Genomic DNA, 25,010 nt, shown 5'->3' on the forward strand with positions numbered 1-25,010 from the left:
CGAACCGACGGTTGGGTGAGCCGGGCGTTCGACGTCGAAGCTCGGGGCAGGGTGATCCACAGCTTCGGCGCGAGTTCCGCTGGCGAAAGGTCAACCCGTGCCCGCTGCCCTGCTCGGCCGGCCGCCGAGTCGACCGGCAATCCTGGTTCACCACCCGACTTGGAGGACACCCGTATGCGAGGGCAGGCTGTGTCGGCCGGGTGAGCCGGGCGCGGTCGGCAGCCTCGTGTCATCGCGTGTGCGGTTCGGAGCGGCCGAACGCCCGCCACCGGCGTGCGTGTTCGCGCGAGGAACACGCACCGCCGGTGGCGCGGCTGATCACAACCTTTCGACGATGGTGGCGTTGGCCAAACCGCCCGCCTCACACATGGTTTGCAGGCCGTAGCGGGCGCCGCGGTCCTGCATGGCGTGCACCAGCGTGGTCATCAGGCGCGCGCCGGACGCGCCGAGTGGGTGGCCGATGGCGATCGCGCCGCCGTTGACGTTGACCTTCGTCAGGTCCGCGCCGGTGTCGTGCGCCCAGGCCAGCACCACCGGCGAGAACGCCTCGTTGATCTCGACCAGATCGATGTCCGACAGCTGCAAACCCGCGCGCTGCAACACTTTCCGGGTCGCCGGGATTACCGCGGTGAGCATCAGCAGCGGGTCGTCACCGGCCACCGCGAAGCTGTGCAGCCGGGCGAGCGGTTTCAGCCCCAGTTCTTTCGCGCGCTCGCTGGTCATGATGAGCACCGCCGCGCTGCCGTCGCTGACCTGGCTCGCGGACGCCGCCGTGATGGCCCAGCCGATCTGCGGGAAGCGGGCGGCCATGGCCGGGTCGTAGTAGGCGGGCCGGAGTGCGCCCAGCGTCTCCAACGTGCTGCCGACCCGGATGCCCTCGTCGGTGGTGAGCCCGTTGATCGGTGCCAGTTCCCGGGCGAACAGGCCGTTCTTCGTGGCGAGCGCGGCCTTGTCGTGACTGGCGAGCGCGAACTCGTCCAGCTGCGTGCGGGTGAGTCCCCACTTCGCCGCGATCAGCTCGGCGCTGATGCCCTGCGACACGAGGCCGTCGGGGTAGCGCTCGGCGAAGCCGACGCCGGAGATATCGTCCGAACCGACCAGATTGGCGCCCATGGGAATTCGCCCCATCGACTCCACGCCCGCGGCGACCACGATGTCGTAGGCGCCCGCGATGACGCCTTGCGCGGCGAAGTGGATCGCCTGCTGGCTGCTGCCGCACTGCCGGTCGACGGTGGTCGCGGGGACGGATTCGGGATATCCGGCGGCCAGCGCGGCGCGCCTGGTCATGTTCGCGCCCTGCTCGCCGAACTGCGTGACGACGCCGCCGATCACGTCGTCGATGAGTGCGGGATCGATGCCGCTGCGGTCCACCACCTCGCGCAGGCTGTGGGCCAGCAGATCCACCGCGTTGACATTGTGCAGTGCGCCGTTCGGTTTGCCTTTGCCGATCGGTGTGCGTACCGCTTCGACAATCACCGCGTCTCTCATGGTGCTTCCTTCCGGACCGAGAGCCGGGCCGCCATGCCTGGCTCTATCAACACATAGTCAGGGTACCTCTGGCAATAGTGGAGGCAAGTCAGCTTCGGTATGATGTTCGTCATGGCAGCAGTGATGGAAGGACCGTTGGCCGATCTCAGCGCGTGGAAGGCCGACGAATGCTCGATCGCGAAGGCGATGGACCTCATCGGCACCCGCTCGGCGGTGCTCATCCTGCGCGAGGCGTACTACGGGACGCGGCGGTTCGACGGGTTCGCCAGCCGGGTCGGCATCACCGACGCGGCGGCCGCCGCCCAGTTGCGCAAGCTCACCGAGGCGGGCTTGCTGGCGAAACGGCCGTATCGAGAGGAAGGCAAGCGCACCCGGCACGAATACGTGCTCACCCGGATGGGCCGGGATCTGCTGCCCGCCGTGCTGGCGCTCATGCAGTGGGGGGACGCCTACTTACAACCGGGACCGGCCCCGCTGCTCTTGGTCGAGGAGGCCACCGGCGACCCGGTGCGGGTGCAGGTGCGCAGCGAATCCGGCCGCGAGATCGAACTCGAGGAATTGGGCGTGCGGCTCAACGACGAATACGCCCGGCGGCGGCGCGAACGCCGTCGATCGGACGTGACGGACTGACCGCGCCGGGCCGCTCCCGGCGACCGTGTTTCGGGACGCGGCTGGATCGCTGCCCGCCTGACGCGGGCTGCTGGTCCGCTCGCCCTGGCGGGCGAGCGGACCGCTGGGCGCGGTGTCAGTTGAGCCTGCGCCCGTCGATGTCGAAGAAGTAGATGTGCTCCGCATCGGTGGCCAGCCGCAGGCGGGTGCCCTTCGCGGGCGGGTTGCGCCAATCCGCGCGCGCCACAATGGTTTCCCCGGCGCCGTCGGTCGCGCCCTCGGCGCTTGTGCGGCCGTAGATGTAGGCGTCGGAGCCGAGTTCCTCCACCACATCCACTTCCATCTCGATGCCGGAGCCGTCGCCCAGCTCGAAGTGCTCCGGCCGGATGCCGACGGTCACGGTGCCCCCGGCGGCGTCCGCCACCGAGCGCGGCAACGCGAGCGCGTGACCGCCCAGTTGGACCCGGCCGTCGGTGATCGGAAGCGTGAACAGGTTCATGGCCGGTGAGCCCATGAATCCCGCGACGAACACGTTGGCCGGATCGCGGTAGAGGTCGCGCGGCGTAGCGCACTGTTGCAGCAGCCCGTCCTTCAGCACGGCGACCCGGTCGCCCATGGTCATCGCCTCGACCTGGTCGTGCGTGACGTACACCGTGGTGGTGGCGAGCCTGCGCTGCAACTGCGCGATCTGGGTGCGGGTCTGCACCCGCAGCTTGGCGTCCAGGTTGGACAGCGGCTCGTCCATCAGGAACACCTGCGGCTGGCGCACGATCGCGCGGCCCATCGCGACCCGCTGGCGCTGGCCACCGGACAGCGCCTTCGGCTTGCGATCCAGGAAGGGCTCCAGGTCCAGCAGCTTGGCCGCCTCCAGGACCCGCTTCTGCTTCTCCGCCTTGGCGACCTTGGCCAGTTTCAGCGCGAAGCCCATGTTCTCGGCCACGGTCATGTGCGGGTACAGCGCGTAGTTCTGGAACACCATGGCGATGTCGCGTTCCTTCGGCTCGGCGTGCGTCACATCCCTGTCGCCGATCAGGATGCGGCCGCCGTTGACGTCCTCCAGCCCGGCGAGCATGCGCAGCGAGGTCGACTTCCCGCAGCCGGACGGGCCGACCAGGACCAAGAACTCACCGTCCTCGATCTCCAGATTCAGCCGATCCACCGCTGGTGTGGTGGACCCGGGGTAGAGCCGCGTCGCGTTGTCGAAGGTCACCGTGGCCATGACGAATTCACATCCCATCCCGGCAGGAACGTGCCGGACGATCCGAGTAAGGGTGCGGCGATCCTATCGGGCCGGTCGGCGATGAGCCATGTCAGCGGGTGCGCGCCTCGAAGAACGCGCGCGGAACGTCGACGAGCATCGCGCCGATCTGCTCCTTGGTGACGCCGCGATCGAGCGCGTAGGGGAAGACGTCCTCGAACAGGTGGGTGTAGTGCCACTGCGGCAGGGCGGCCATGGCGGCCGGCTCGATCCAATCGATGTAACAGCTGGCGTCCTGGGACAGCACCATCCGGTCGGTGTAGCCGCGGCGCACCATTTCGATCAGCGTGTCCGCGCGGGCTTCGAAGGTGGTGTCGAGGTTGATGCCGAAGCGGTCCATGCCGAGCACGAAGCCGGAGTCGGCCAGGTAGGCGAGGTGATCGCAGTCGGTGGTGTCACCGCTGTGGCCGAGCACGATGCGGCGGGGGTCGACGCCTTCCTCGTCGCACATCACACGCTTCACGTCCAGCCCGCTGCGGGACTCGGGATGGGTGTGCACCGTGATCGGGACGCCGGTCGCGAGATGGGCCCGGGCGACCGCGCGCATCACCCGCTCCACGCCCGGAGTGAGACCTTGCCGGTCGATCGCGCACTTGAGCATGCCCGCCTTCACACCGGTGCCCGCGATGCCGTCGCGGATGTCGCCGATGAACATGTCGACCATCGGGTCGGGGACCTGCGCGCCGACGATGTCGTTCAACGCGGGCCCGCGGTAGTGGAAGAAGAACGGGACATCGCCGTAGGTGTAGATACCGGTGGCGACCACCAGGTTCAGCGGCACTTGCTCGGCGATTCGCTGAATGCGCGGGATGTAGCGGCCCAGCCCGACCACCGTGGGATCGACGATGGTGCGCACACCGGCGTCGTAGGCGACGCGCAGCCTGCGCACCGCGTCGGCGATGCGTTCGTCCTCGGAGCCCCATTCGGCCGGATAGTTCTGCTGCATGTCTCCGGTGAGCACGAAGACGTGCTCGTGCATCAATGTCACTCCGATATCGGCGGTATCGATCGTGCCGCGCACCGTTTCCAGCGTTGACATGGCGGTTTCTCCTCAGCTCAGCTGCGCACTCGGGGGAATGCTACGAACCAGGATGTGAGCCGGACCATATTCGCCGACACCGAAACTTCGTACAACTTTCGTGCGGTGCGCACATAGAGCGGCCGGCTCAGAGCGCCGGGTTCGATCGCAGTACCGCCGGTCCGAGCCAGCGCGCGGCCTGCAATGCCACGTGCAGGTGCAGCGTGCGGTCGTGGTCGTCGAAGACGTGGCCGATCAGCTCGACGGCCTGCCCCACCCGGTACTGGATGGTGTTGCGATGGACTGCCAACTCCTGCGCGGCCGCGGCGTAACTGCGGTTGTTGGCGAGGAAGACGCGCAGCGTTTCGCGCAGCCAGAGATTGCGCTGGTTGTCGGTGGCGAGTTCACCGAGGCAGTCGGCCACGTATCGGCGCAGTTCCTCGATGTCACCACTCAGTAGAGCGATGGCCGCCACCTGCTCGTGCGACACAGCCCGTGGCGCGCCGTCTCCGGCGAGCAGCACGAGTTCGCGTACCCGGTCGGCTCGGCGCAGGCTGCGACGGAATCCCTCGACACCGCCGCCGCACCCGCCGATCGCCACCCGCGCCGGCAACGACAGGCCCGACAGCGCGCGCTGGATGGCGTCGATATCGATCGTCAGGTCGCGGGAGACGGAGAACCACATCCGGACCTCGCGTTCGTCGGTCGGCACCAGCAACGCCCGGCGCGGGTTGCCCAACAGCGGCACCAGCGCCGCGCGAACGGCATCGAGGACGTCCATCGCGGCCCGCGCCGAGAGCTGCGGCTCGGTCCAGGCGTTCACCGCGACGTGGTGGCCGGTCAGGGGATAGCGCAGCACTTGCTCGGCTCGGCCGATGTCGTCGGCCGAGCCGTCCAGTACCCGGGCCACCCACTCCTGGCGCAGGCCGCCGCGGCTGCCCACCCACCGGTCGCGTTCCTGTTCGTAGGCGACGCCGACGTGCTCGCATACCCGGTCGATATACACGGCGGTGCGATTGACGATCCGGATGATGGCCGCCGCACTGTCCGGGCCGCCCAGTTCCACGGCGTAGCGCATCGCGACATCGAGGAACCCGGCATGCCCCACGCGGTAGGCGCGGATCAGCGCGGACAGCGGGACGTCGCGCTGGGCGAGGGTGCGCGCGTACACCAGCGCCCGCGCCGGGGCGTGCACCTCGTGCTCGGCGGCGTCGTTCTGTACGAAGTCCAGGACCGACATCAGGTTGTCGGTGGTGCCCGCTTCGAACAGGCCGCGCAGCCTGGTGTCCGAGTCGAGCGCCGCGACCTGCGCGCGCATGGACGCCGACAGCTCGGCGATCAACCGGTCACGATCACGCAGGATCGTCGAGACGACCGAGCGGACCACGTCGTCGTCGCCGTCGGTCACACCCGGCACCTCCTTCCGCCCGCTCGGCATCGCGTCCCCAACCTAGCTCGCGCCGGGCGTGTCGGCGCGCGCCGCGGACCGGTGGCTGCCTGCGGGAAGGCGACCGCGCCGGTAGCCTCGGGCGGGGGCGGGCCGAGCGACGAGGAGAGTGCCATGAGTCGTCCAGTTCGTATCGGAGTGCAGCTACAGCCGCAGCACGCGCCGGAGTACCGGCTCATCCGCGATGCCGTGTTGCGCTGCGAGGACGCGGGTGTCGACATCGTGTTCAACTGGGACCACTTCTATCCCCTCACCGGCGATCCCGACGGCGCGCACTTCGAGTGCTGGACGATGCTGGGCGCGTTCGCCGAGCAGACCGAGCGGGTGGAGATCGGCGCGTTGGTGACCGGCGGCGGCTACCGCAATCCGGACCTGCTGGCCGATATGGCGCGCACCGTCGATCACATCAGCGGTGGCCGGCTCATTCTCGGCCTCGGCGCGGGCTGGTTCCAGAAGGACTACGACGAGTACGGCTACGAGTTCGGCACCCCGGGCAGCAGGCTGGAGCTGTTGAAGGAGAACCTGGCCCGGATCAGCGCCCGGCTGCCGAAACTGAATCCGCGCCCGACCCGCGACCTGCCGATCCTGATCGGCGGCGGTGGCGAGAAGAAGACCTTGCGGCTGGTCGCGCAGTACGCCGACATGTGGCACACCTTCGCCGACCTGGACGTGCTCGCACACAAGAACGAGGTGCTCGCCGAGCATTGCGCCGCCGTCGGCACCGACCAGGCGCGCATCGAGCGCTCGGTGCAGTGGCCGGGGCTGGAGAAGGCGGCCGCCTTCGTCGGCGCGGGCGTGACGACGTTCACCATCGGGGTCAGCGGCCCGGATTACGATCTGGGCGCGGTCGCGGCCGCCGTCCGATGGCGTGACGAGGTCAACCCGGAACCGGTCAGCGGCCTGGCCTGAGGACGGATTGCCTGCCGGCTGTCGTGTCGCCGCGAGGCTTTCCGATCAGCGTGATCGAAATCTCGGCGGGTACCCCGGCGTCGGCTTCCCATGCCGGCGACCCCGGGGTAGCTGTGGAATAGCAGATTTCCGCGGCTAGGGTTGTCCGTCATGGCTGTTGTGCCCGCTGTGCGGTCTCGTGCGTTGATCGCCGTGTTATTGCTTGCCGTCGGTCTCAGCGCGACGGCGTGCGGTTCCGGCTCCGACGACGCGGCCACGGAGCGCAATCTCTGCGCGCCGCCCGGCGTGGCCGCGGCCTCCGCCGCGCCGACCAACCTGGCCTCAGCGGCCGCCGCGGGCAGCGACCGCTACACCACCGCGACCACCGTGCCGCTGAACTCTATCGACGTCTCGAAGCTCGGTTTGATCACGCCCGGCAAGCTCAGCGTCGGCACGCTCTCGGACGCACCGCCGAGCATCTGCGTCGACCGGCAGGGCACGTTCACCGGCTTCGACAACGAACTGCTGAAGGCGATCGGCGCCAAGCTCGGCCTCCAGGTGGAGTTCTCCGGCACCGAGTTCGCCGGGTTGCTCGCCCAGGTGTCCGGCGGGCGTTTCGACGTGGGCTCGTCCAACATCACCACCACCGACGCGCGCCGCCAACTGGTCGGCTTCACCAACGGCTACGACTTCGGCTACTTCTCCCTGGTGGCGCCGAACGGCAGCGCCATCAAAGGGTTTTCCGACCTGAACCGCAGCACCCGGATCGCCGTGGTGCAGGGCACCGTGCAGGACGAGTTCGTGGTGAACCAGCTGCATCTGGACCCGGTGAAGTTCCCCGACTACAACACCGCCTACGCCAACCTGAAATCCGGCCAGGTGGACGCGTGGGTCGCTCCGTCCGCGCAAGCGGAGGGCGCGATCGGGCCGGGTGATGGAATATCGGTCTCGCAGAACACCTTCAGCCTCGACAACTTCGTCGGGTACGCGGTCGCCAAGAACAACCAGCCGCTGATCGACGCGCTCAACAGCGGCTTGGACGCCGTGATCGCGGACGGTACCTACGCCGAGCTCTACACCGACTGGGTGCCAAGGCAGCTGCCCCCCGGTTGGAAGCCCGGCTCCAAAGCCGCTCCCGCGCCGCAGCTGCCGGACTTCGCCGCGTTGGCCGCGGGCAAGCAAACGAATGAGACGCAGCAGAACGCGCCGAAATCCACCGTGCGGCAGTTGAAGGACACGTTCTTCGACTGGTCGCTGTACCGCAAGGCTTTCCCCGACCTGTTCAAGACCGGTCTGCCCAATACCCTGATCCTCGCGGTGGTCTCGGGTGCGCTCGGCACCGTCCTCGGCATGCTGCTCGCGGTCGCCGGGATCTCGCGGACCCGCTGGCTGCGCTGGCCCGCCCGGGTGTACACCGACATCTTCCGCGGTCTGCCCGCCGTGGTGATCATCCTGCTGATCGGTCTCGGCGTCGGCCCGGTGGTGCGCAACCTCACCGGCAACAACCCCTACTGGCTCGGCGCCGTCGCGCTGGCATTGCTCGCCTCGGCCTATATCGGCGAGATCTTCCGCTCCGGTATCCAATCGGTCGAGGCCGGGCAGCTGGAGGCGGCCCGCGCGATCGGGTTCGGCTACCGCCAGGCGATGACGCTGGTGGTGATCCCGCAAGGCGTGCGCCGGGTGCTGCCCGCGCTGATGAACCAGTTCATCGCCCTGATCAAGGACTCGTCACTGATCTACTTCCTCGGTCTGCTCGCCACTCAGCGCGAGTTGTTCGCCGTCGGCCGCGACCTCAACGCGCAGACCGGGAACCTCTCGCCGCTGGTGGCCGCGGGCCTGGTCTATCTGATCCTCACCATCCCGCTCACCCACCTGGTCAACTACATCGACCGCCGGATGCGGACCGGCAGGCCCGACCGGCCGATCGACCAAGTCGAGGCGGCCACGATCACGGAAGGGCGCGGATAGATGAGTGCCTCCCTCACCGGTACCGGACTGCATCTGACGCTGGGGCACAACCACGTGCTGCGCGGGATCGACATCCACGTCGACGCGGGCAAGACCGCCACCGTCATCGGGCCGTCCGGGTCCGGCAAATCGACCCTGCTGCGGGTGCTGAACCGGCTCTACGAGCCGGATCAGGGCGACGTGCTGCTGGACGGCGAGTCCGTGCTCACCGAGAACCCCGATCGCTTGCGGCAGCGCATCGGCATGGTGTTCCAGCAATTCAACCTGTTCCCGCACAAGACGGTCGCGGAGAACGTCGCGCTCGGACCGCGCAAGCTGCGCGGCCTGTCCAAGGACCAGGCGCGGGCGCTGGCCATCGAACAGCTGGAGATCGTCGGCCTCGCCGACAAGGCCGATACCCGCCCCGCCAACCTGTCCGGCGGGCAACAGCAGCGCGTCGCCATCGCGCGGGCGCTGGCGATGCGACCGGAACTCATGTTCTTCGACGAGGCCACCTCGGCGCTGGACCCGGAACTGGTGAAGGGCGTGCTCGCCCTGATGGCCGACCTCGCTTCCGGCGGCATGTCGATGGTCGTGGTGACCCACGAGATGGGCTTCGCCCGCAGCGTCTCCGACACCGTGGTGTTCATGGACCAAGGGCAGGTCGTGGAGACCGGCACGCCCGACGCCTTGTTCGACGACGCGCAGACGCCGCGATTGCAGAGATTCCTCGCCCAGGTGCTCTGAGTCGGCACGCCGTTCCAGCACACGTGAGGCAATCTCTATTGATGCGCACCTGCTAATGTATTGGTCATCACGATTCCAGCTATCCGTGCCAGGAAAGAGGGAAATTCGATGACCACAGCACACGCGCAGCACACCGGCCACGACCATGTGCACGGCCCGGACTGCGGGCACACCGCGTTCCAGCACGGCGATCACATCGACTACGCCCACGATGGTCATCTGCATCGCGAACACCAGGGGCACTACGACGAATGCGAGCGGTCGGGGCACACCGAGTGCGCCCAGCACCCGCATCAGCACGGTCCCAACTGCGGCCATGAGGCCGTCCAGCACGGGGACCACGTCGACTACGTGCACGACGGCCACCGCCACGCCGTCCACGACGGTCACTTCGACGAGCACTGACCGCGTCGGTACCCGGTTCTAGAGTCGGGCAGGTGATCGAAGAACGCGAGATTCGCACCGGAGCGGGAACCTTCGACGTACTGGCCGCCGGCTCTCCCGGCGACCGGGAGGTGCTGCTGCTGCACGGATTTCCGCAGGGCGCGCGTGAGTGGGAGTTCCAACTCGGGGTGCTGGGCGGGGGCGGGTGCCACGCCGCGGCGCCCGACCAGCGCGGATATTCCCCGGGTGTGCGGCCGGAGCGAGCCGCCGAATACCGGCTCGCGGAATTGGTCGGCGACGTGGTGGCCATCGCCGACGCGCTCGGTTGGGAGCGGTTCGACCTGATCGGGCACGACTGCGGCGCGCTGGTCGGGTGGGCGGTGGCGGCGGAGCTGCCGCAGCGGGTTCGCACGTTCAGCGCGGTGTCGCAGCCGCATCCCGCGGCGCTCCAGCAGGCGATGGCCGAAGACGAGGACCAAGCGCAGCGGTCGCATCACCTGACCACGCTGCGACAGCCGCGTACCGCGGAGCGGAGCTTGCTCGCCGACGACTGCGCCGCACTGCGCCGGATCTTCGAGTGGAAGATCCCGGAGGAACGGGTGGAGGACTACGTGCGCAGGCTGGCGCAGCCGGGCGCGCTCACCGCGGCGCTGAACTGGTATCGCGCCATGGATCAGTCGGGTCCGATCGGCCCGGCGAGCGTGCCCACCCTGTACGTGTGGGGCACCGAGGATGCCACCATCGGGTCCACGGCGGCGCTGGCCACCCGGAAATACGTTTCCGGCCCGTACCGATTCGAGATGCTCGAGGATGTCTCGCACTGGATTCCGGAGGAGGCGCCCGAAGCGCTGACCCGGCTGCTGATCCAGCACCTGCTCGCCCATCGCGCCTGAATGCGCCGGGGACGCGGTCGATCCCGGCATTTCCCGGACAGGGCGCGCGACCAGACGGAAAGCTGAGTTCGTCGACCACAATCAAGGGAGGTGAACCGTGGACGTCAAGGAAATCAATCGGCGAACCATCGCTGCGTTCCGAGCCGGCGGCGAGATCGACGGCATGCAGCGCGACCGTCTGATCTTGCTGACCACCATCGGCCGCAGGACCGGCGCCCCGTACACCACCCCGTTGATGTACCACCGCGACGGTGACCGCCTGCTGATCGTCGCGTCCAATGTCGGTGCGCCGAAGCATCCCGACTGGTATTCCAATCTGCGGAAAGACCCGCACGTCACCGTCGAGGTGGGCCAGGAGAGCTATGCGGCGCTGGCCACCCCGCTGACCGGTGACGACCGCGCGCGCACCTGGGCGATGCTGAAGAACACCTATCCGTTCTTCGCCGAACACGAAATGGGCACGTCCCGGGTCATCCCCGTGGTCGCACTCACGCGGATGTGACGACGCGGCGAAGCGCTGTGCCGCTCAGCGATGGGCAGACGCGTTGGCATGGGAAGACGTCGCATCGGCTCGACGGGCCGCGACCAGGTCGAGCAGAGCGGTCAGGTTGTCCGGGTCGGCGGGATCGATGACGCCCTCCGGTAGGGCCAGTTCGGTGAGCCGTTGTCCCCGATGGAAGGCGGCGGGGCGCAGCGGCGGTGCGTCGTCGGGTTGTCCGAGGATGGTGGCGATGTTCCCGTCGTTGTCGTAGACGGCGTAGTAGCGCATTGATGGGCTCCTCAGAGGCCGGTCGAGGCGGTCATCCGACTGGTGTTGCGACTTCTCCTGATCAGGAATCGTGATGGCTGACGGCGTTGAAGCTTATCCACACGTTCGACGCTGAGTGTCGGTTTGCGCAGGAGTAGCGTTACCCGTTTTCGTTCGAATCTCACGGCATCGCCGCACGTAGACCGGTATATGGAGACCGGTGGGCATGGTTTGCCCGAATCAGGCGCACACGGTAGCGAAGGCTGCCCAGAGCACCGGGGAATGCTCGATCCGGCCGGTATCGCGCCAAGCGGTCGAGCGGTCGCGCTGCCACGCGGCGAGGGCGGTCACCGGGTCGGGTTGTTCGTGCGCCTCGTCGATGGCGCAGATGGCCTCCTGGAGCGGGAGGGCTTGCGCCGGCGCGCCCGCGACGCGCTGGAAGGCGAAATCGGTGGGCAGCGGCCACCGGCTCGCGGTGACCAGTTCCGCGCCGCCGGTGATCATCGCGGCGGTCAAGCCGAGCGCCTCGCTGAACCGCAGGTCGCCGCCGCTCTCACAGGCGATCAGCGCGACCCGGCTCGGCATCGGCCACAGCTGCGGTCCGGCAACGGGATCCGGATGGACGGTGTGCGTGCCGAGCAGAAGGTCCTTGGCCGAGAGCGGCCGGTGCGTGCGCGATGGTTCGGCGAAGCCGACGGCATCGGCGGTGCAGGCGAGGTGCAATTCGGCGTCCTCGCTGCGGCCGGATTCGGGCGCGGCGGCGGTGACATGCCCGACGTAGATCAAGCGGCTCGCGCCGGCGCGCAGGGCGGCGCCGAGCCAGTCACGATCGACGTCGGTGCGCCGGAAAGCGTCCACCGGGCCCGGTACCTCGGGCCGCAATCGGTCCTCCGCGAGGTAGCGCGCCATCCGCCGCGCGAGCGGAGCTTCGGGGGTCATCCGCCCCAGCACCGAACCGAGCGTCGAATCGGCGCGGAAGCCGGGGATGCGCGGGTCCAGCACCGCGACGATCGGATGCGCGGCGGTCTCGGTCCAGGCGCGTGCGATCCGCCCGGGCGCCTGCACGACGCTCGCCGGGGCGAGCAGGCTGACGTCGGCGATGTCGATCAGCCGGACGTCGCGGTCCGGCGCGATGAGTTCCCACGGCACCTGGGCGACCCGTGGTGAGGGTTGCAGCCGGATATGCGGGCGCACGCCGCGCTGCCACAGCTCGTAGAGTTGCGCGGCCAGGCCGTAGGGCAGCAGTGCGCGAGAGAGCGCCTGTGCCACGGCGTATTCCCGCTCGTAGTCGGCGAACGCGCCGGTGGTGAGGGCCTGCTCGAGACCGCCGGGTTCGGCGGGCCGGGGCAGCGCGTCGGCCAGCAGTCCGACCGCTCGCATCGCCGCGTCTTCCGGAAGCACCCCCGCGCCACGGGGTGCGCTGTCATCGACCCACCGCCACGACACGTAGATGTCTCCCGCGTCCGCCATCCGGACGAGCACCGTCGGTCGCGTCATACCGTGAGCACCCGATCGTCGCGGATCACCCGGCCATAGCGCTGCTCGGCGGCGGCGATGAACGGCGCGAGTGCGATCCTTCCTTCGGCGGCCAGTGCCAGGCGCGGCGGCGGCGCGACCGGCAGGCCCGCTCCGGCCGCGACGTCGGCCAGGGCGGCGCCCAGTTGCAGGGCGGCGCTGCCGGGATGATCGGTGAAATCCTCCGGCGGATCGAGCAATTCGAGCGGAAGCCTGGTGGGAGCTTCCCGCTCGGCCCGATCGAGCGCCAACGTCGTCCCCGCGCACTGTGTTTCGACCAGGTCGGCGACGAGGACACCATTGCCGGAAAGGTAGGCGAAGCGGAACGCCAACCGCATCGCCGGGTCGGCGATCCGCCGGTTCCATTGCTCGCGCTGCGTGCCGTTCGGCAAGGTGTGGCGTACGGCGTCGATGGCCAGTGCGGCGGGAACGGCGATTCCGACGGCACGCGAGAGCATCTCCGCCTGCGGCGATTCGGTCGCGGCGATCGCGCCTTCCAAGAGCGTCGCGTGCCAGAAATCGAGCTGGGCGCAGTGCAGGCCGAGGCCGCGCTCGGCATAGATCGCGAACGCCGTGGCGAGCAGTTCCTCGCACTCGCCGACCCGCCCGGACCGGAACGCCACGGTGGCCGAGCGGATACGCACGTCCGCGGCGTCGAGCACGGCTTCGGACGCGACGAAGTACGCCAGGCTCCGCTCGTAGAACTCCCGCGCGCTCGCCAGGTCACCGCGGCCCTCGGCGAGAAATCCCATGGTCTTGAGGCCGATCCCGGCTCGGTGCCCGAGCCCGGTCTGCTCGAAATATTCCTGGCTGGATCGCAGCGGCGCTTCCGCCTCGTCGTACCGCTCGACGCGGACGAGCATGGTGGCGAGGTTCTGTTCGGTCTCGGCGACCGCGTTGCGATCACCCGCCGACTCGAACGCGGCGAGCGCCTGCCGCGCGAAATCGACGGCCAAGTCGCGGCGGCCGGTCTCGAAGTAGGTGGCGGCGAGATTCATCAGCGGGTGGCCGGCCAGCTGCGGTGCGAAACGCCGTGCCGCCTCCAGCGATTCGGTGGCCAGTTCGGCGGCGTAGGCCCAGTTCTGCCGGTGCAGAGCGACGGCGGTCAGGGAGAGCAGGCAGGCCACGCGCAGTACACCCAGGTCGGTGTCGGTGTTGTCGGCGAGCAAGGCCCGCGCCTGCTCCAGCGCCGCCTGCGCCGCGTCCAGCTCGCCGAGATGCTGTAGCGCCTGCGACATGTTGACCAGGGCATTCGGGCGCAATCGCGGTGCGTGCTCTGGCATCTCGGCCAGCGCCGAACGGTACAGGGCGAGCGAGGCGGCGTGGTCGCCGAGTTCGTCGGCCATGCTCGCGGCGTTGATGATCGCGCCGAGCCGGATGTCGCCGGTGGTTCGTTCGGCGGCGTCCTCGAAGAGGCGCTTGGCCTCGGCCGGGTCCCCACGGGTGTACGCCGCCGCGCCCGCGGCGAGCAGTTCGCGGCCGTCGTCGGGAGTCTGCTCGGTCATGTCAGAAGTCCGAATCCGATGCGGCGGCCGCGATTTCCGCCAGCAAGAGCGAATCGGCGGGATTGCCGGACGCGTTGTCCGCGCGGTGCAGCCGCGCCGTGACCAGGTCGCGAATCCGCGCGCGTCGGGTCGCCGCGTCCGGCTCCTGTTCGTCCACGCCGACGCCGGGAACGTAGACCTGTACGGTCACGCCCGCTTCCGCACCGGCCGGGGCTGTGGTCTCGGCCCGCCACAGGTCGCCCTCGCGCAGCAGCGGGACGTCGGCGGCGTCGGTCGCGGTGCGAATCCCGGCGCGGGGATGCAGGTGCGCAGGCACGTCCGCCGGGGAGAGCGGGGCGGCGACCGCGCTCACTCGCACGATCGTGGTCCCGGGCTCGCGCACCACTTCCCAGGACACGGCGCGTTCGGAAGCGTCGAGCAGGCCTGGTGGGCAGCGTTGCCAGTCCCACCCCGCGGTGCCCCTGGCCAAGACGAGCGCGCCGGGCGCGACGGTCGCGGCCGGCCCGGCGGCCAGCGCGTAGTCCTCCGCGCGGCCGAGCGCCACGGTTGCCGTGCGCTGTTCGGTGACCGCGTCGGCTTCGTCGACGATCAGGTCGCATTCCTCGCTCAGAGCGGTTATCTCGTCCTCGAGCAGGACCTCGTCCAGGGGGGCGATGCCATCCAGGATCGACGCGGGCCACCAGCGTGCCGCCCAGCGCGCGTAGCCGAGCCGCCAGGCGCGCGCGGCGAGGTCCGGCAGCGCGGGCTCGGCCGGGTATTCCCCTCCGCCGCCGGTTTCCGCGAGGGCGAGGGACACCTCCGGGCCGTACACCGCCCAGATCCACTCCTGCGCGAGGTCGAGGTCGTCGAGGACCGCCGCCGGGGTCACCTGCCCGCTGAGCAGGCTCCAGGTCAGGTGCCCGCCCGCCACCTCGAGCACGAGCACGTCCACCCCGGCCCGGTCGTCCACGACGGTCGGGGCGTCGTCCGGCGCGATGATCCACAGGTCGTCGCGGCGGCGGATGCGTACGGTGGTGCTCATCAGCTCGCCTTCGATTCCGCCGCGTCCGGCTCACCCGCGTTCACCCGCACACTCAGCGCCCGCTTGACCCGCGTGCGATGGTCCAGGATGACCGAACGCGCCACACCGTCGAGCAGATCCCACAGCTCGTCCGGCTCGTGGATCGGGAACTCCCGAACATCCCTGCCGTGCAGGCGGACCCACAATCGTCGCAGGTAAGGCTGCCACGGCGTGATCAGTTCGGCGGCGATGGCGGCCAACGGGCCGGTAGGGGCCTCGGCGGACACCACCAGCCGCCGAGCCTGCAACACATACGCTTCGCGCTGCCAGCGGCTGTTGACCACCTGATGCGCCGTGGATCGCGTTGTCTCCGGCGCTGTTTCGGCCAGACGTAGACGCGGTCGGCCCGTCGACGGTTCGCGGCGGTGCTCGATGGGCGCCAATCCGGTCGCCAGCGCGGTTCCCGCCGTCGCCGCCACGCGCAGCGACTCGTCCAGCAGCGCCCACGGTGCGCAACTCCGGGCGATCTCGGCGTCGACCAGCTCGGGGATCGGCGGCAGCTCCGCGCGTTCGGTGGACGCTTGCAACACGGTGAACACCCGCTCGTACACGGTGCGATCGAACGGACGCCCCAGGGTCGATTTCGAGGCCGAAGCGCCGATCGCGGGGCGCAGCGGCACCGGATGCGCGGTCAGTCCCAGTTCCTGAGCGGACGCGTCCTGCCACAGCCGGATTCCCGTGTGCGTACCGGCATGGGCCGCGACCAGCCGCTCCAGGGTCCGCTGCCCGTCGGCGTCTTCGCCGAGGCGTGCCGCCGCACAGGCTTCCAGCAGCTCGTCCACCTCCGCGTCGTGGTCACCGCCCGCCGGGCCGGTGAGCGGACGCCGCCGCCAGGCCAGCTCGAGCAGCCCGGCCAGCTCCCGTTCCCGGGTGTGGTCGGTGAGGTACTCCTTCAGCGCCTGCGTGGTGCGTCCCGCGGTGTACTCGTGGATCTCGCGCAGTGTGTCCTCGGCGACCGCGCGCGCCCGTGCCGGATCCGGCATGCCCGCGGTGGTCGCCAGCTCGAAACAGCGCTGGAAGTACAGATCCTGCGGGTGCCCCTCGGTGATCCGCAGCGTCCGCCGCACCTGCTTGAGCACCGTGAACCACGCCGCCGTGGCGCGCAGCGCATCGGCCGCCGCCTGAATGCGCGCCTCCAGCAGCACCGCTCCGTCGGCCGTCAGGATCGGCCCCGCGCACGACGGATGCTGCACGGGCCGGATCACCAACGGGTCGAGCACAAGCTTCACCGTCCGGCGTAGCGGACCCCCGTGCGGACCGCTGAGCGGTTCGACCCCATCGAGCCTGCGCCACACCTCGTCGAGCACCATGGCGCGCGGTCGTCGCATGCGAGCAGTGTATTTGCCGCGACTTCGTCCCGGCGTGTTCACGGCCCGCGCATGAAAACCGGAGTGCAGTTACTTCGAACTGTGTGTGGCGTACCACACGCCGTCGAATTCGACGCCTAAGGTCTGACTCGGTCCGCCCATCAGGGGCAGCTGAGTGGAGGGATTCGAAGATGAAGTTCGAGAAAATCACCGCTGCCGTTTTCCTGGCCGTCTCGGCCTCGGGTATCACCGCGGCGACCGCCCATGCGGAGCCGGCTGTGACGGAGCGGCCGACCGCGGAGGTCACGACCTCCGGTGTCGATCACGGGATCGACTACCAGATCACCGTTTCGCCACTCGACAGAGTCGTTACCGCCACCGTCGAGAACGGCAAGTTCGAGCTCGCGCAGAACGGTGCGGTCGTGCTCGAGTCCGGCGACGGAGCGGTGGTGACCGAAGTGCCGCAACGGTTCGCCGTGGACGGCCGTTCGATCGCGGCTGCCCAGCACATCGGTGCGGACGGCCGCACCCTGACGCTGACCCCGGCCGCCGAAGATGTCGCGCAGCTGAAGGACATCAGCTCCTACGACCGGCTGAAGGAGCAGATCAACAAGAACCTGCCCGGCGTCGTCACCGGCGCCATCGTGGGCGGCCTCCTCGGGGCGTGTGTGATCCTGATATGGGGCGTCAGCATCCCCGTGGGTGCGCTGATCGGTGCGACCGTCGGCGGCTACGCCATGGGCGGCCCGGAGTTCCTCGACGCCGTACAGGCGTTCGTCGCCAACCAGGGCAGGTGAGATAGCGGGCACGTCTCGGTGCGCAGCCTCGGGAAGTCGCCCGCCCACTGAGCCTTCGGAAAAACCTGTTGGCGGACCACGGCGACCGCTGCTACCTTTCCGGAAGCCGTGCCAGAGAACGAGGAGGTGGTACCCGTGAACGCAGTATCTACATGGGTGCTCCCCTCTGGGGTCACGGTCGGGCGATAGGTCGTCCGGGAGCGCCGCTCGAGAGCACTCCCGAAAGGCACGACCATGCAATTCACTTCCGAACAGCGCTTCGACGACGGCGTCCTCGAACGCGAATTCACCCTCGGCGAGATCCCCGGCATCCTGTGGACGCCCGGATCCGCTTCCGCACCGGCCCCTCTGATCCTGATCGGCCACCCCGGCGGACTACGCCAGATGTACCCCCGCCTGGTGGGCCGGGCTCGGCACTCCGCCGCGGAGGGCTTCGCCGCGGCCACCATCGAGCTCCCCGGCAGCGGTGACCGGCCCCGTTCGGCCGCCGCCGAACAGGCCCGCGCCGACCTGCGCCGGGCGGTGACGGCCGGCGAGCCGGTCGATGACGAGATCGTCGACCGGCTCGTCCTGCCGCTGGTCGAAAAGGCGGTCCCGGAATGGCGGGCCGCCCTGGACGCCCTCCTTTCACTGCCCGAGATCGGCGGACCGGTCGGGTACTCGGGAGGGGTGATCTCCATCGGCGTCCGGTTGGCGGTGGTCGAGCCGCGTATCTCGGCCGCCCTTCTGTTCGCCGGGAGTTACGTGCCCCGCGCCATCTTCGAGGAGGCCCGGCAGGTCACCATTCCGCTGCATGTCCTGCTGCAATGGGACGATGAAGGAAACGACCGGCAGATGGCCCTGGACCTGTTCGACGCCTTCGGCTCCAAGGAGAAGACGCTGCACGCCAATATGGGCGGGCACACCGGCGTCCCGCGATTCGCGGGGGAGGAGGGAAACCGGTTCTTCGTCCGGCATCTGAAGTAAAGCCGGGCCGTCGGCCAGGCAGCAGACGATAGGAGCTGCCGGCCAGGACGCCGCTCATCGAGGACGGGCCCCGGCCCTGCTCGGTGGCGGTGATCGGCAGATGCACCACCCGCCTCGAACCGGCCATCGGCGGTACCGGCCGGTCGGGGCGGCGCTCGGCCATCAGCGCCGCGGGCGTCGTCGCCGCGCGCCTCGGACAGCGCCCGGAGGAACCAGCCTTGACCCTCACGCCGCGTGAGGCTGGAGGGTGGGGTGCATGAGTGACTACTACAACGCGTTCGAGATGAGTCCCGTGCCCGCTCCCGGGCCGGATGCGGTTGCGCCGGAGCCGTTCCGTGGCATCTATGGAATGCCCGCGTTCGTGACGATCCCCACGAACGATTTGGCGGCGTCGGTGGATTTCTGGATTCGTGGGCTCGGGTTCTTCGAGCTGTTCAGCATTCCCGGCAGGGTTGTGCATCTGCGCCGGTGGGCGTTTCAGGACGTACTCCTCGTCCCGGCGGCGAGCGTTCCGGAGCAGACGCCGGCGGTGAGCTTCAGTTTCGCGTGCGTGCTCAGCCAGGTCGATTCCCTTGTCGAGGCCTGTCGCGCGTTGCGCCCGAACTCGGTCGATGGCCCACGGGATACCCCCTGGAACACCCGTGATGTGGAGGTGATCACCCCCGAGAACGCACGGATCGTTTTCACCGCGGCGAAGCCCTTCGATCCGGCCAGTGCGGAGGCGCGTAACCTCGCGGCCGTCGGGATCACCCCACCGGGCGTCGGCCGTGGCGACAATGATGAGCATGCCTGATGTCACTGACGCCGATGGCCTGACCGTCGGTCAGGTTTCGAAGTGTCTGGGCGTGACAGTCCGCGCGCTGCACCACTGGGATGAGATCGGTCTGGCGCGACCGTCGCTGCGCACGGTTGCCGGATACCGGCTCTACACCGCTGGTGATCTGGAACGCCTGAACCGCATCGTCGTCTACCGTGAGCTCGGTCTCGGCCTGGACGGTATCGGGGCCATCTTGGACGGCTCAGCCGCAGACGTGCCCGGCGCACTGCGCGCGCAGCGCACCCAGGTCGCCGAACGGATCGACCGCCTCCAGCAACTCAGCGCCGGTCTGGATCAGATGATCGACGTCCACGAACGCGGCCTGCTGCTGACCGTCGAGCAGCAGGCCGCGATCTTCGGCCCCCAGTGGAACCCGGACTGGCCCGCCCAAGCCCGTCAGCGCTACGGGGACACGGAGCAATGGCAGCAGTACGCCGAACGCTCGGCCTCTCGCGGTCCGGAGGAATGGCAGGCCATCGCCGACGCCATCGCCGACCTCGACCGCGCCTTCAAGGACGCGATGGACGCAGGCGTCACACCCGGTAGCCCAGAAGCGAATCGACTCGTCGAGCGGCACCGCGAAGTTTTCGCTTCCTCGTACTTTCCCCTCACCAGGCAGATGCAGGTCTGTCTCGGCCGGATGTTCGAGGCCGACCCGGGATTCGCCGCCCACTACGACGGCATCCGCACCGGCCTTGCCACGTGGTTGCGTCGAATCATCGATGCCGGCGCTCGCGCCCACAGCATCGACCCAGATACCGCGACTTGGCAGTAGAGCGGGGTGAGGAAGCGCGCATGCGTGCGGGCTTCCGATGCCCTTATCGCCTCCGGCGTGGCGCTGCCGAACGGGGTGGCGCCGAACGCATGTGGTCGCGCACCGGCGACAGCAGGTCGGCCAGAGCCTTGGTGTCCTTGCCCGATAGTGGCGCGAAGAGCTGCTGGCTGAGGACCTCGGTATGGCCGGGAAGCACCTTCGCGAGCAGCGCCCGCCCGGCATCGGTGATCGTGACCGTGACGCCCCGCTCGTCATCCGCGGAGGGTGTCCGCGTGACCAGGCCCGCCTTTTCGAGCAGGCCTGCCTGATAGGTCAACCCGCTGCGGCTGTAGACGACGCCGTCGGCCAGGTCGGTCATGCGTTCACTGCCGGTCGGCGAGTCGAGGCCGAGACGCGCCAAAAGCTGGAACTGCACGTAGCTCAGATCGCCGGCTTCGCGCAGCTGCTGCTCGACCGCGTGCCGGAGCAGGCCCGCCACCTCCATGAGGGCGAAGTACGCGCTCAGTTGGACGGCGTCCAGGGGCCGCGGTGTGTCAGGCATGGCGCGAACTTTACCACTTGCTTCATATTCGAAGCTCTTGCTTCGAGTTCAAAGCACTGCTACGTTGGCCATGTGCTTCGAGTTCGAAGCATATGTCCATCGAGAGTGAGGCACCACGATGAAGACGGTTCGATTCCACGAGTACGGCGCCCCCGATGTCCTTCGCTACGAGGACGTCGACGAGCCCGTCCCCGGTACCGGACAGGTGCGAGTGCGCGTCGCCGCGACGACGTTCAACGGCGTCGACGGCAACATCCGCGCAGGTTTCATGCAGGGCCCGATGCCGCTGACCTTGCCGCATACCCCCGGCCTGGACGTCGCGGGAACCATCGACGCACTCGGCGAGGGCGTCAACGGCCTCGGGATCGGTGACCAGGTCGTCGGCTTCCTGCCGTTCGTCGATGACGGTGCTTCGGCGGAGTACGTCCTCGCGCCCGCGGAGAGCCTGGCGGCGGCGCCGACGAGCATCCCGCTCGCTGACGCGGCCGCGCTGCCCGTAGTCGGTCTCACCGCGTGGCAGGCTCTGTTCGACCACGCCGAGCTGAAGGCCGGGCAGCGGATCCTGATCAGCGGCGCCGGCGGAGCTGTGGGCGGTTACGCGGTACAGCTAGCGAAAACCGCCGGCGCCTATGTGATCGCGACCGGCAGCCCCCGCAGTGGCGAGCGCGTCAAGGCAGCGGGCGCCGATGAGGTCATCGACCACACCAGCACCGAGGTGACCACCGCGGTGACCGAGCCGGTAGACATCCTGCTCAACCTCGCGCCGATCAGCCCTGCCGAGTTCACGGCGCTGGCCGGCCTGGTCCGCGACGGCGGCGTCGTGGTCAGCACCACCGTGTGGATGCCCGCTCCGGCCGACGAGGAACGCGGCGTGCGCGCCATCGACGTCTTCGTCCGCAGCGACGCGAAGCAACTGTCGGAATTGGTTGCGCGGGTAAATCGTGGCGAGCTGATCGTCGACGTCACCGAGCGTGTTCCGCTGACAGACCTGGCGTCGGTCCATGCCCGGGCGGCCGCGGGGGCTCTGTCGGGCAAGGTCATCGTCCTGCCTGCCACCGCCTGACCCACCCGTCCGGCAGGCGACGACAACACAGGATTGAGCGCCCGACCACAATCCGGATCGGCGATTGACGGATATCAGGGCGGGATCCGGTGTGGAAACGAGAGTATTACCCGATGGTCGCCTTCTGTGCGATCTGCGCCAGTCGCTCCCAGGCGGGCGAGGTGATTCCGACTGATTCGATCACCAGGCGGATCAACTTCCGATCCAGTGTCGGGGTTGTCCGGCCCGCTCCGGTGCGTCTGCCGGTCAACCACCGTCGGGTGCGGTCGGCGAGGTCCACCAGGCGCGGGTCGTCGGGAGACCAGTCGAATGCCGCGTCGTAGTCGAGGTAGATCGCCTGGAATTGGGGGTCGTCGATGGCGTCGAGCTTGTCGGTGGCCCAGGCCGACGCCTGTTCCGGGGCGACCGATCGCATCAGAATCCAGATGTCGCGTTCCATCCGGACTGCCCGGTCGCTCATCCCGAGTCGCTGCAGGCGGTCGAGGTACTCGGCGACCTCAGTGGACACGAACAGGCGGTCGCCGGAGCTCAATTCGGCGATCTGCTCGCGGGTCCGGCGGATCTCCTCGGCGCGTTCGGCGAGTGTGCGGTCGATCTGGGCGATCGCTGCCGCGAACTCGTCGGAGTTCGCGGTGAGCAATTCCTTGACACGCGCCAAGGGCACACCTGCCTGCGCCAGTGTCTTGATCTTGACCAGCTCGATGGCATCTTCGGCGCGGTAGCGGCGATAGCCGGAGGAGTCGCGCGCCGCTTCGGGGAGCAGACCGCGCTCGTGGTAGACGCGCACGGCCTTGATCGTCACGCCCGCATACCGTGCGAGTTGTCCGATCGTGATCATGCGCGTCTCCTTTCGGTGATCTGTCATACACCCGTGGCCGTTATCGCACCCGGGCGAACAAGCGACCGGCGAGGTCGATCCCGGTCACGGCGCCGGATTCGTCACGGGTGAAGAACCCGCGTTGTCCTTGCAGACCGCCCTCGGTGACGATGTATTCGTCCGCCTCACCGGGCAGCAGGCCGAGGGTAGCCGGTGGCAGGTCGGGTGGCAGTTCGGTGTCTCCGGCGGCCCGGATCTCCGGTTTGATCGCGCATCCGATCGTCATCCCGGCCCCGTCCGTATCGAGGGTGAGCCGCATCATCTCGTTCTCGTAATACCCGACGATCTCCGCTGCCCGCGCCCCGTCGTAGGGCATCGGTTCCGGGTCACGTTCGACCACGCCGAGGTAGTGCTCCAGCACCCGATTCACTACAGCACGGTTGAACGCGAGGCCGGCGTCCGGGCCCGCGTTCGACGTCACGGCGACGGCGAAATTCCGCTCCGGCACGATGAGCAGGTCCGCGAACTGGCCATTGCCCGATCCGCCGTGTCCGATGGTCGCGACACCGTCCACCTCGCGCAGGAACCAACAGATGCCGAAGGCGTCACCCAATGTGCTCCCGCGCAGTTCCACCGTCGGCTGCCGCATCCGGTGCAGCAGTTCGGTGGGCAGGAGGCGTGCACCGCCATCGATCCGGCCGTCGCCGAGATGGAAGCGCGCCCAGCGCAGCAGGTCACTCACCGACGTCGCCACGCCGCCGCCGGGGTTGTTGGAGCGGTTGTCCTTCCACTGCCGGGCAACCGCGAGCACACCGTTGGCATCGACGTTGTGTCCCACCGCGAACCGCCGCGTCATGACGTCGTTGACCGCGTAGCGGCTGTGAGCCAGTCCGAGCGGTTCGAACAACAGCGACGCGACGGCCCCTTCGAAGGTCGATCCGGTGACATTCTCGATGATCCGGCCGGCCAGATTGAATCCCGCCTGGCTGTAGGACGCCCGCATTCCCGGTGGCGCGATCAGCGGCGATTCGGCGAGTGTCACCGCGTGCCGCGCCAAGGCGTCGTCTCCTTCACCGGGGTCGACGCGGAGCTTCCACTCCAGCCCCGCCGTATGGTTGAGCAGCCGCAACACGGTGATCTCGTCCGCCGCCGCATCCATGGGGACGAATTCCGGGACATACCGCCGCACCGGCGCGTCCAGCTCCACCCGCCCCTCGGCGACCAGCCGCATGATCGCCGTAGCGGTGAAGGTCTTGCTCACGGATCCGACCACGAACATCGTGTCGCGGTCCACCGGAAGCGGATTGTCCACGCTCGTCACCCCATGGCATGCGAAATCTTCTCGACCACCGGCCAACACCCCGACGGCCACACCCGGTACACCGAGCTTCTCAGCCGTGGCCGCTACGAATTCCGACAGTTCCTGTGTTGTCTCGTTCATGCCCCCATGCTCGAACCCTGCCCCTGGGGCAAGGTCAAGCCGGCCCGACGCCGAGTTCTCGGAAGCCCGAGTCTTCGCACCGGCCAGCGCCTGCCAGTCGTTCGACTATCTGAATGTGTGAGGTGGCCATGAAGGTTGGGCCAGGGCATGCTGATGCAGTGGCCGGTGCAGAAGATTTCGATCTCGTCATGGCTGTCATACACGCCGACACCGACGAGGTGCGAAGCGCCCACGAAGCGGGCGTCGACCTGGCGAGTGTCACTACGCCGGGAGGGTCTCTTTTCGGTTGGGCCGCGGAATGGGGCAGAATCGAAATTCTCGCTTACCTGCTGGCCCAGGGTATCGAAGCGGATCCGATGGCCCTTTCAAAAGCCGCGCACAAGGGCCATGTCAAGACGGTGCGGCTCCTACTCGACCATGGCATGCACCCGGATCTGCCGGCCGACTGGCCGCCGCTGTGCGCGGCAGCAGTCTGCGGTTCTCCCGAGTGTGTCCAAGCACTCTTACAGGCCGGAGCGCGGGTAGATGTTCGCACGGGGCCGCAGGCGGATCGCTGGAGCGGGAAGACTCCCAAGGAGCTTGCCATGATGCGCCCCACTGAAGGCACAGCGGAGATACTCCGGCTACTCGAACGGTAAACGGCGGATCGATGCTTCTCCGCCCGCTCACCCTCGACGGTGACGCCGTCGACATGATCGGCGGAGGTGGTGCGCTCATCGGCTACGGCCGCATCTCCACCACGCCGATCCGCCAACTCTGACGCCGACCCTTTCACTGAACGTCCCGCCGGTCACAGCTGCGTGTGCCACGACAGAATGGCGGGGCGGGGGGCGCAGCCTCGGTGAGCTGTCCGCAGCGAGTCACACTGAATGGGTCCCTTCTGACGCTTTTCGACTCGCCGGTGATGTGGCGCTGGGGTGTACCCACCCGTTTGCTCTCGGCGACGCTTGTGGTCCCGCCGATGGTTCACGGCCCGTCG

General features: G+C 68.7%; 25 protein-coding genes. 13 read left to right on the forward strand and 12 right to left on the reverse strand.

The window, feature by feature from the left end; all coding sequences use genetic code 11:
* Positions 1-318: 318 nt before the first annotated feature.
* Positions 319-1,488, reverse strand: coding sequence for a thiolase family protein (locus tag ACGF7Y_RS10785; protein ID WP_393231915.1), 1,170 nt, complete (start codon positions 1,486-1,488; stop codon positions 319-321).
* A gap of 99 nt (positions 1,489-1,587) precedes the next feature.
* Here ACGF7Y_RS10785 and ACGF7Y_RS10790 point away from each other — a divergent pair, with 99 nt between their 5' ends.
* Complete coding sequence (locus ACGF7Y_RS10790; RefSeq protein ID WP_393231918.1) at positions 1,588-2,118, forward strand: winged helix-turn-helix transcriptional regulator; 531 nt, start codon at positions 1,588-1,590, stop codon at positions 2,116-2,118.
* 115 nt (positions 2,119-2,233) lie between these two features.
* On the opposite strand, the gene ACGF7Y_RS10795 is transcribed toward ACGF7Y_RS10790, so the two are convergent.
* The 3 genes from ACGF7Y_RS10795 to ACGF7Y_RS10805 all read right to left on the reverse strand — a co-directional run bounded on the left by ACGF7Y_RS10795 (position 2,234) and on the right by ACGF7Y_RS10805 (position 5,781).
* Positions 2,234-3,316 carry an ABC transporter ATP-binding protein gene (locus ACGF7Y_RS10795; RefSeq protein WP_393231920.1) on the reverse strand — a complete coding sequence of 361 codons (1,083 nt, stop codon included), beginning with the start codon at positions 3,314-3,316 and terminating at the stop codon, positions 2,234-2,236.
* 91 nt (positions 3,317-3,407) lie between these two features.
* A complete protein-coding gene (locus ACGF7Y_RS10800; RefSeq protein ID WP_393231923.1) occupies positions 3,408-4,394 on the reverse strand; it encodes a phosphotriesterase in 987 nt (328 codons plus the stop codon).
* Between the two features lie 127 nt (positions 4,395-4,521).
* Positions 4,522-5,781, reverse strand: a complete 1,260-nt coding sequence (locus ACGF7Y_RS10805; RefSeq protein WP_393231926.1) for a PucR family transcriptional regulator — start codon at positions 5,779-5,781, stop codon at positions 4,522-4,524.
* A 153-nt stretch (positions 5,782-5,934) separates the two neighbouring features.
* On the opposite strand from ACGF7Y_RS10805, the gene ACGF7Y_RS10810 reads away from it, so the two are divergent.
* The 6 genes from ACGF7Y_RS10810 to ACGF7Y_RS10835 all read left to right on the forward strand — a co-directional run bounded on the left by ACGF7Y_RS10810 (position 5,935) and on the right by ACGF7Y_RS10835 (position 11,181).
* On the forward strand, positions 5,935-6,729 hold the full coding sequence (locus ACGF7Y_RS10810) for an LLM class F420-dependent oxidoreductase (RefSeq protein ID WP_393231929.1): 795 nt from the start codon (positions 5,935-5,937) through the stop codon (positions 6,727-6,729).
* A 150-nt stretch (positions 6,730-6,879) separates the two neighbouring features.
* Complete coding sequence (locus tag ACGF7Y_RS10815) at positions 6,880-8,676, forward strand: ABC transporter permease subunit (RefSeq protein WP_393231932.1); 1,797 nt, start codon at positions 6,880-6,882, stop codon at positions 8,674-8,676.
* Positions 8,677-9,402 (forward strand): amino acid ABC transporter ATP-binding protein, encoded by a 726-nt coding sequence (locus ACGF7Y_RS10820; protein WP_393231935.1) that lies wholly within the window; start codon positions 8,677-8,679, stop codon positions 9,400-9,402.
* Between the two features lie 108 nt (positions 9,403-9,510).
* Positions 9,511-9,807, forward strand: coding sequence for a hypothetical protein (locus tag ACGF7Y_RS10825; protein ID WP_357123516.1), 297 nt, complete (start codon positions 9,511-9,513; stop codon positions 9,805-9,807).
* A gap of 32 nt (positions 9,808-9,839) precedes the next feature.
* Positions 9,840-10,679, forward strand: a complete 840-nt coding sequence (locus ACGF7Y_RS10830) for an alpha/beta fold hydrolase (protein WP_393231938.1) — start codon at positions 9,840-9,842, stop codon at positions 10,677-10,679.
* A gap of 97 nt (positions 10,680-10,776) precedes the next feature.
* Complete coding sequence (locus ACGF7Y_RS10835; RefSeq protein WP_393231941.1) at positions 10,777-11,181, forward strand: nitroreductase family deazaflavin-dependent oxidoreductase; 405 nt, start codon at positions 10,777-10,779, stop codon at positions 11,179-11,181.
* Positions 11,182-11,205: 24 nt separating this feature from the next.
* Here the strand turns inward: ACGF7Y_RS10835 and ACGF7Y_RS10840 are convergent, their stop codons facing one another.
* The 5 genes from ACGF7Y_RS10840 to ACGF7Y_RS10860 form a co-directional block, all read right to left on the reverse strand.
* Complete coding sequence (locus ACGF7Y_RS10840) at positions 11,206-11,448, reverse strand: hypothetical protein (RefSeq protein WP_393231944.1); 243 nt, start codon at positions 11,446-11,448, stop codon at positions 11,206-11,208.
* Positions 11,449-11,667: 219 nt separating this feature from the next.
* On the reverse strand, positions 11,668-12,924 hold the full coding sequence (locus ACGF7Y_RS10845) for a CHAT domain-containing protein (protein WP_393231946.1): 1,257 nt from the start codon (positions 12,922-12,924) through the stop codon (positions 11,668-11,670).
* On the reverse strand, positions 12,921-14,447 hold the full coding sequence (locus ACGF7Y_RS10850) for a tetratricopeptide repeat protein (RefSeq protein ID WP_393231949.1): 1,527 nt from the start codon (positions 14,445-14,447) through the stop codon (positions 12,921-12,923). The genes ACGF7Y_RS10845 and ACGF7Y_RS10850 overlap by 4 nt, the downstream gene beginning before the upstream one ends.
* A gap of 1 nt (position 14,448) precedes the next feature.
* Entirely contained in the window at positions 14,449-15,468 is a 1,020-nt protein-coding gene (locus ACGF7Y_RS10855) for a hypothetical protein (RefSeq protein WP_393231952.1), read from the reverse strand.
* Positions 15,468-16,817 (reverse strand): hypothetical protein, encoded by a 1,350-nt coding sequence (locus ACGF7Y_RS10860; RefSeq protein WP_393233132.1) that lies wholly within the window; start codon positions 16,815-16,817, stop codon positions 15,468-15,470. Before ACGF7Y_RS10860 ends, ACGF7Y_RS10855 begins: the two co-directional genes overlap by 1 nt.
* Positions 16,818-17,005: 188 nt before the next feature.
* On the opposite strand from ACGF7Y_RS10860, the gene ACGF7Y_RS10865 reads away from it, so the two are divergent.
* From ACGF7Y_RS10865 to ACGF7Y_RS10880, 4 genes are all read left to right on the forward strand, one after another.
* The gene (locus tag ACGF7Y_RS10865) at positions 17,006-17,611 is read left to right on the forward strand and encodes a hypothetical protein (protein WP_393231955.1); all 606 of its coding nucleotides are present in this window, start codon (positions 17,006-17,008) and stop codon (positions 17,609-17,611) included.
* Between the two features lie 234 nt (positions 17,612-17,845).
* Positions 17,846-18,577 carry an alpha/beta hydrolase gene (locus ACGF7Y_RS10870; RefSeq protein ID WP_393231958.1) on the forward strand — a complete coding sequence of 244 codons (732 nt, stop codon included), beginning with the start codon at positions 17,846-17,848 and terminating at the stop codon, positions 18,575-18,577.
* A 349-nt stretch (positions 18,578-18,926) separates the two neighbouring features.
* On the forward strand, positions 18,927-19,370 hold the full coding sequence (locus ACGF7Y_RS10875) for a VOC family protein (RefSeq protein WP_393231961.1): 444 nt from the start codon (positions 18,927-18,929) through the stop codon (positions 19,368-19,370).
* On the forward strand, positions 19,363-20,169 hold the full coding sequence (locus ACGF7Y_RS10880; RefSeq protein WP_393231964.1) for a MerR family transcriptional regulator: 807 nt from the start codon (positions 19,363-19,365) through the stop codon (positions 20,167-20,169). Before ACGF7Y_RS10875 ends, ACGF7Y_RS10880 begins: the two co-directional genes overlap by 8 nt.
* A gap of 43 nt (positions 20,170-20,212) precedes the next feature.
* Here the strand turns inward: ACGF7Y_RS10880 and ACGF7Y_RS10885 are convergent, their stop codons facing one another.
* Positions 20,213-20,710 carry a MarR family winged helix-turn-helix transcriptional regulator gene (locus tag ACGF7Y_RS10885; RefSeq protein ID WP_393231967.1) on the reverse strand — a complete coding sequence of 166 codons (498 nt, stop codon included), beginning with the start codon at positions 20,708-20,710 and terminating at the stop codon, positions 20,213-20,215.
* A gap of 118 nt (positions 20,711-20,828) precedes the next feature.
* On the opposite strand from ACGF7Y_RS10885, the gene ACGF7Y_RS10890 reads away from it, so the two are divergent.
* Entirely contained in the window at positions 20,829-21,773 is a 945-nt protein-coding gene (locus tag ACGF7Y_RS10890) for an NADP-dependent oxidoreductase (RefSeq protein WP_393231969.1), read from the forward strand.
* A 106-nt stretch (positions 21,774-21,879) separates the two neighbouring features.
* Here ACGF7Y_RS10890 and ACGF7Y_RS10895 read toward each other — a convergent pair whose 3' ends face one another.
* Both ACGF7Y_RS10895 and ACGF7Y_RS10900 read right to left on the reverse strand, forming a co-directional pair.
* Entirely contained in the window at positions 21,880-22,611 is a 732-nt protein-coding gene (locus ACGF7Y_RS10895) for a MerR family transcriptional regulator (protein WP_393231972.1), read from the reverse strand.
* 40 nt (positions 22,612-22,651) lie between these two features.
* On the reverse strand, positions 22,652-24,031 hold the full coding sequence (locus ACGF7Y_RS10900) for a serine hydrolase domain-containing protein (RefSeq protein ID WP_393231975.1): 1,380 nt from the start codon (positions 24,029-24,031) through the stop codon (positions 22,652-22,654).
* A gap of 158 nt (positions 24,032-24,189) precedes the next feature.
* On the opposite strand from ACGF7Y_RS10900, the gene ACGF7Y_RS10905 reads away from it, so the two are divergent.
* Positions 24,190-24,669 carry an ankyrin repeat domain-containing protein gene (locus ACGF7Y_RS10905; protein ID WP_393231978.1) on the forward strand — a complete coding sequence of 160 codons (480 nt, stop codon included), beginning with the start codon at positions 24,190-24,192 and terminating at the stop codon, positions 24,667-24,669.
* The last annotated feature ends 341 nt before the right edge of the window (positions 24,670-25,010 follow it).

The organism is Nocardia sp. NPDC047654 (genome assembly GCF_043205035.1).
Taxonomy (GTDB): Bacteria; Actinomycetota; Actinomycetes; order Mycobacteriales; family Mycobacteriaceae; genus Nocardia.

What these genes read in the sequence shown, in the direction of transcription:
- ACGF7Y_RS10785 (WP_393231915.1), bottom strand. Translation starts at nt 1,488, where the DNA reads ATGAGAGACGCGGTGATTGTCGAAGCGGTACGCACACCGATCGGCAAA.
- ACGF7Y_RS10790 (WP_393231918.1), top strand. Translation starts at nt 1,588, where the DNA reads ATGATGTTCGTCATGGCAGCAGTGATGGAAGGACCGTTGGCCGATCTC.
- ACGF7Y_RS10795 (WP_393231920.1), bottom strand. Translation starts at nt 3,316, where the DNA reads ATGGCCACGGTGACCTTCGACAACGCGACGCGGCTCTACCCCGGGTCC.
- ACGF7Y_RS10800 (WP_393231923.1), bottom strand. Translation starts at nt 4,394, where the DNA reads ATGTCAACGCTGGAAACGGTGCGCGGCACGATCGATACCGCCGATATC.
- ACGF7Y_RS10810 (WP_393231929.1), top strand. Translation starts at nt 5,935, where the DNA reads ATGAGTCGTCCAGTTCGTATCGGAGTGCAGCTACAGCCGCAGCACGCG.
- ACGF7Y_RS10815 (WP_393231932.1), top strand. Translation starts at nt 6,880, where the DNA reads ATGGCTGTTGTGCCCGCTGTGCGGTCTCGTGCGTTGATCGCCGTGTTA.
- ACGF7Y_RS10820 (WP_393231935.1), top strand. Translation starts at nt 8,677, where the DNA reads ATGAGTGCCTCCCTCACCGGTACCGGACTGCATCTGACGCTGGGGCAC.
- ACGF7Y_RS10825 (WP_357123516.1), top strand. Translation starts at nt 9,511, where the DNA reads ATGACCACAGCACACGCGCAGCACACCGGCCACGACCATGTGCACGGC.
- ACGF7Y_RS10840 (WP_393231944.1), bottom strand. Translation starts at nt 11,448, where the DNA reads ATGCGCTACTACGCCGTCTACGACAACGACGGGAACATCGCCACCATC.
- ACGF7Y_RS10845 (WP_393231946.1), bottom strand. Translation starts at nt 12,924, where the DNA reads ATGACGCGACCGACGGTGCTCGTCCGGATGGCGGACGCGGGAGACATC.
- ACGF7Y_RS10850 (WP_393231949.1), bottom strand. Translation starts at nt 14,447, where the DNA reads ATGACCGAGCAGACTCCCGACGACGGCCGCGAACTGCTCGCCGCGGGC.
- ACGF7Y_RS10855 (WP_393231952.1), bottom strand. Translation starts at nt 15,468, where the DNA reads ATGAGCACCACCGTACGCATCCGCCGCCGCGACGACCTGTGGATCATC.
- ACGF7Y_RS10860 (WP_393233132.1), bottom strand. Translation starts at nt 16,817, where the DNA reads ATGGTGCTCGACGAGGTGTGGCGCAGGCTCGATGGGGTCGAACCGCTC.
- ACGF7Y_RS10865 (WP_393231955.1), top strand. Translation starts at nt 17,006, where the DNA reads ATGAAGTTCGAGAAAATCACCGCTGCCGTTTTCCTGGCCGTCTCGGCC.
- ACGF7Y_RS10870 (WP_393231958.1), top strand. Translation starts at nt 17,846, where the DNA reads ATGCAATTCACTTCCGAACAGCGCTTCGACGACGGCGTCCTCGAACGC.
- ACGF7Y_RS10875 (WP_393231961.1), top strand. Translation starts at nt 18,927, where the DNA reads ATGCCCGCGTTCGTGACGATCCCCACGAACGATTTGGCGGCGTCGGTG.
- ACGF7Y_RS10880 (WP_393231964.1), top strand. Translation starts at nt 19,363, where the DNA reads ATGCCTGATGTCACTGACGCCGATGGCCTGACCGTCGGTCAGGTTTCG.
- ACGF7Y_RS10885 (WP_393231967.1), bottom strand. Translation starts at nt 20,710, where the DNA reads ATGCCTGACACACCGCGGCCCCTGGACGCCGTCCAACTGAGCGCGTAC.
- ACGF7Y_RS10890 (WP_393231969.1), top strand. Translation starts at nt 20,829, where the DNA reads ATGAAGACGGTTCGATTCCACGAGTACGGCGCCCCCGATGTCCTTCGC.
- ACGF7Y_RS10895 (WP_393231972.1), bottom strand. Translation starts at nt 22,611, where the DNA reads ATGATCACGATCGGACAACTCGCACGGTATGCGGGCGTGACGATCAAG.
- ACGF7Y_RS10900 (WP_393231975.1), bottom strand. Translation starts at nt 24,031, where the DNA reads ATGAACGAGACAACACAGGAACTGTCGGAATTCGTAGCGGCCACGGCT.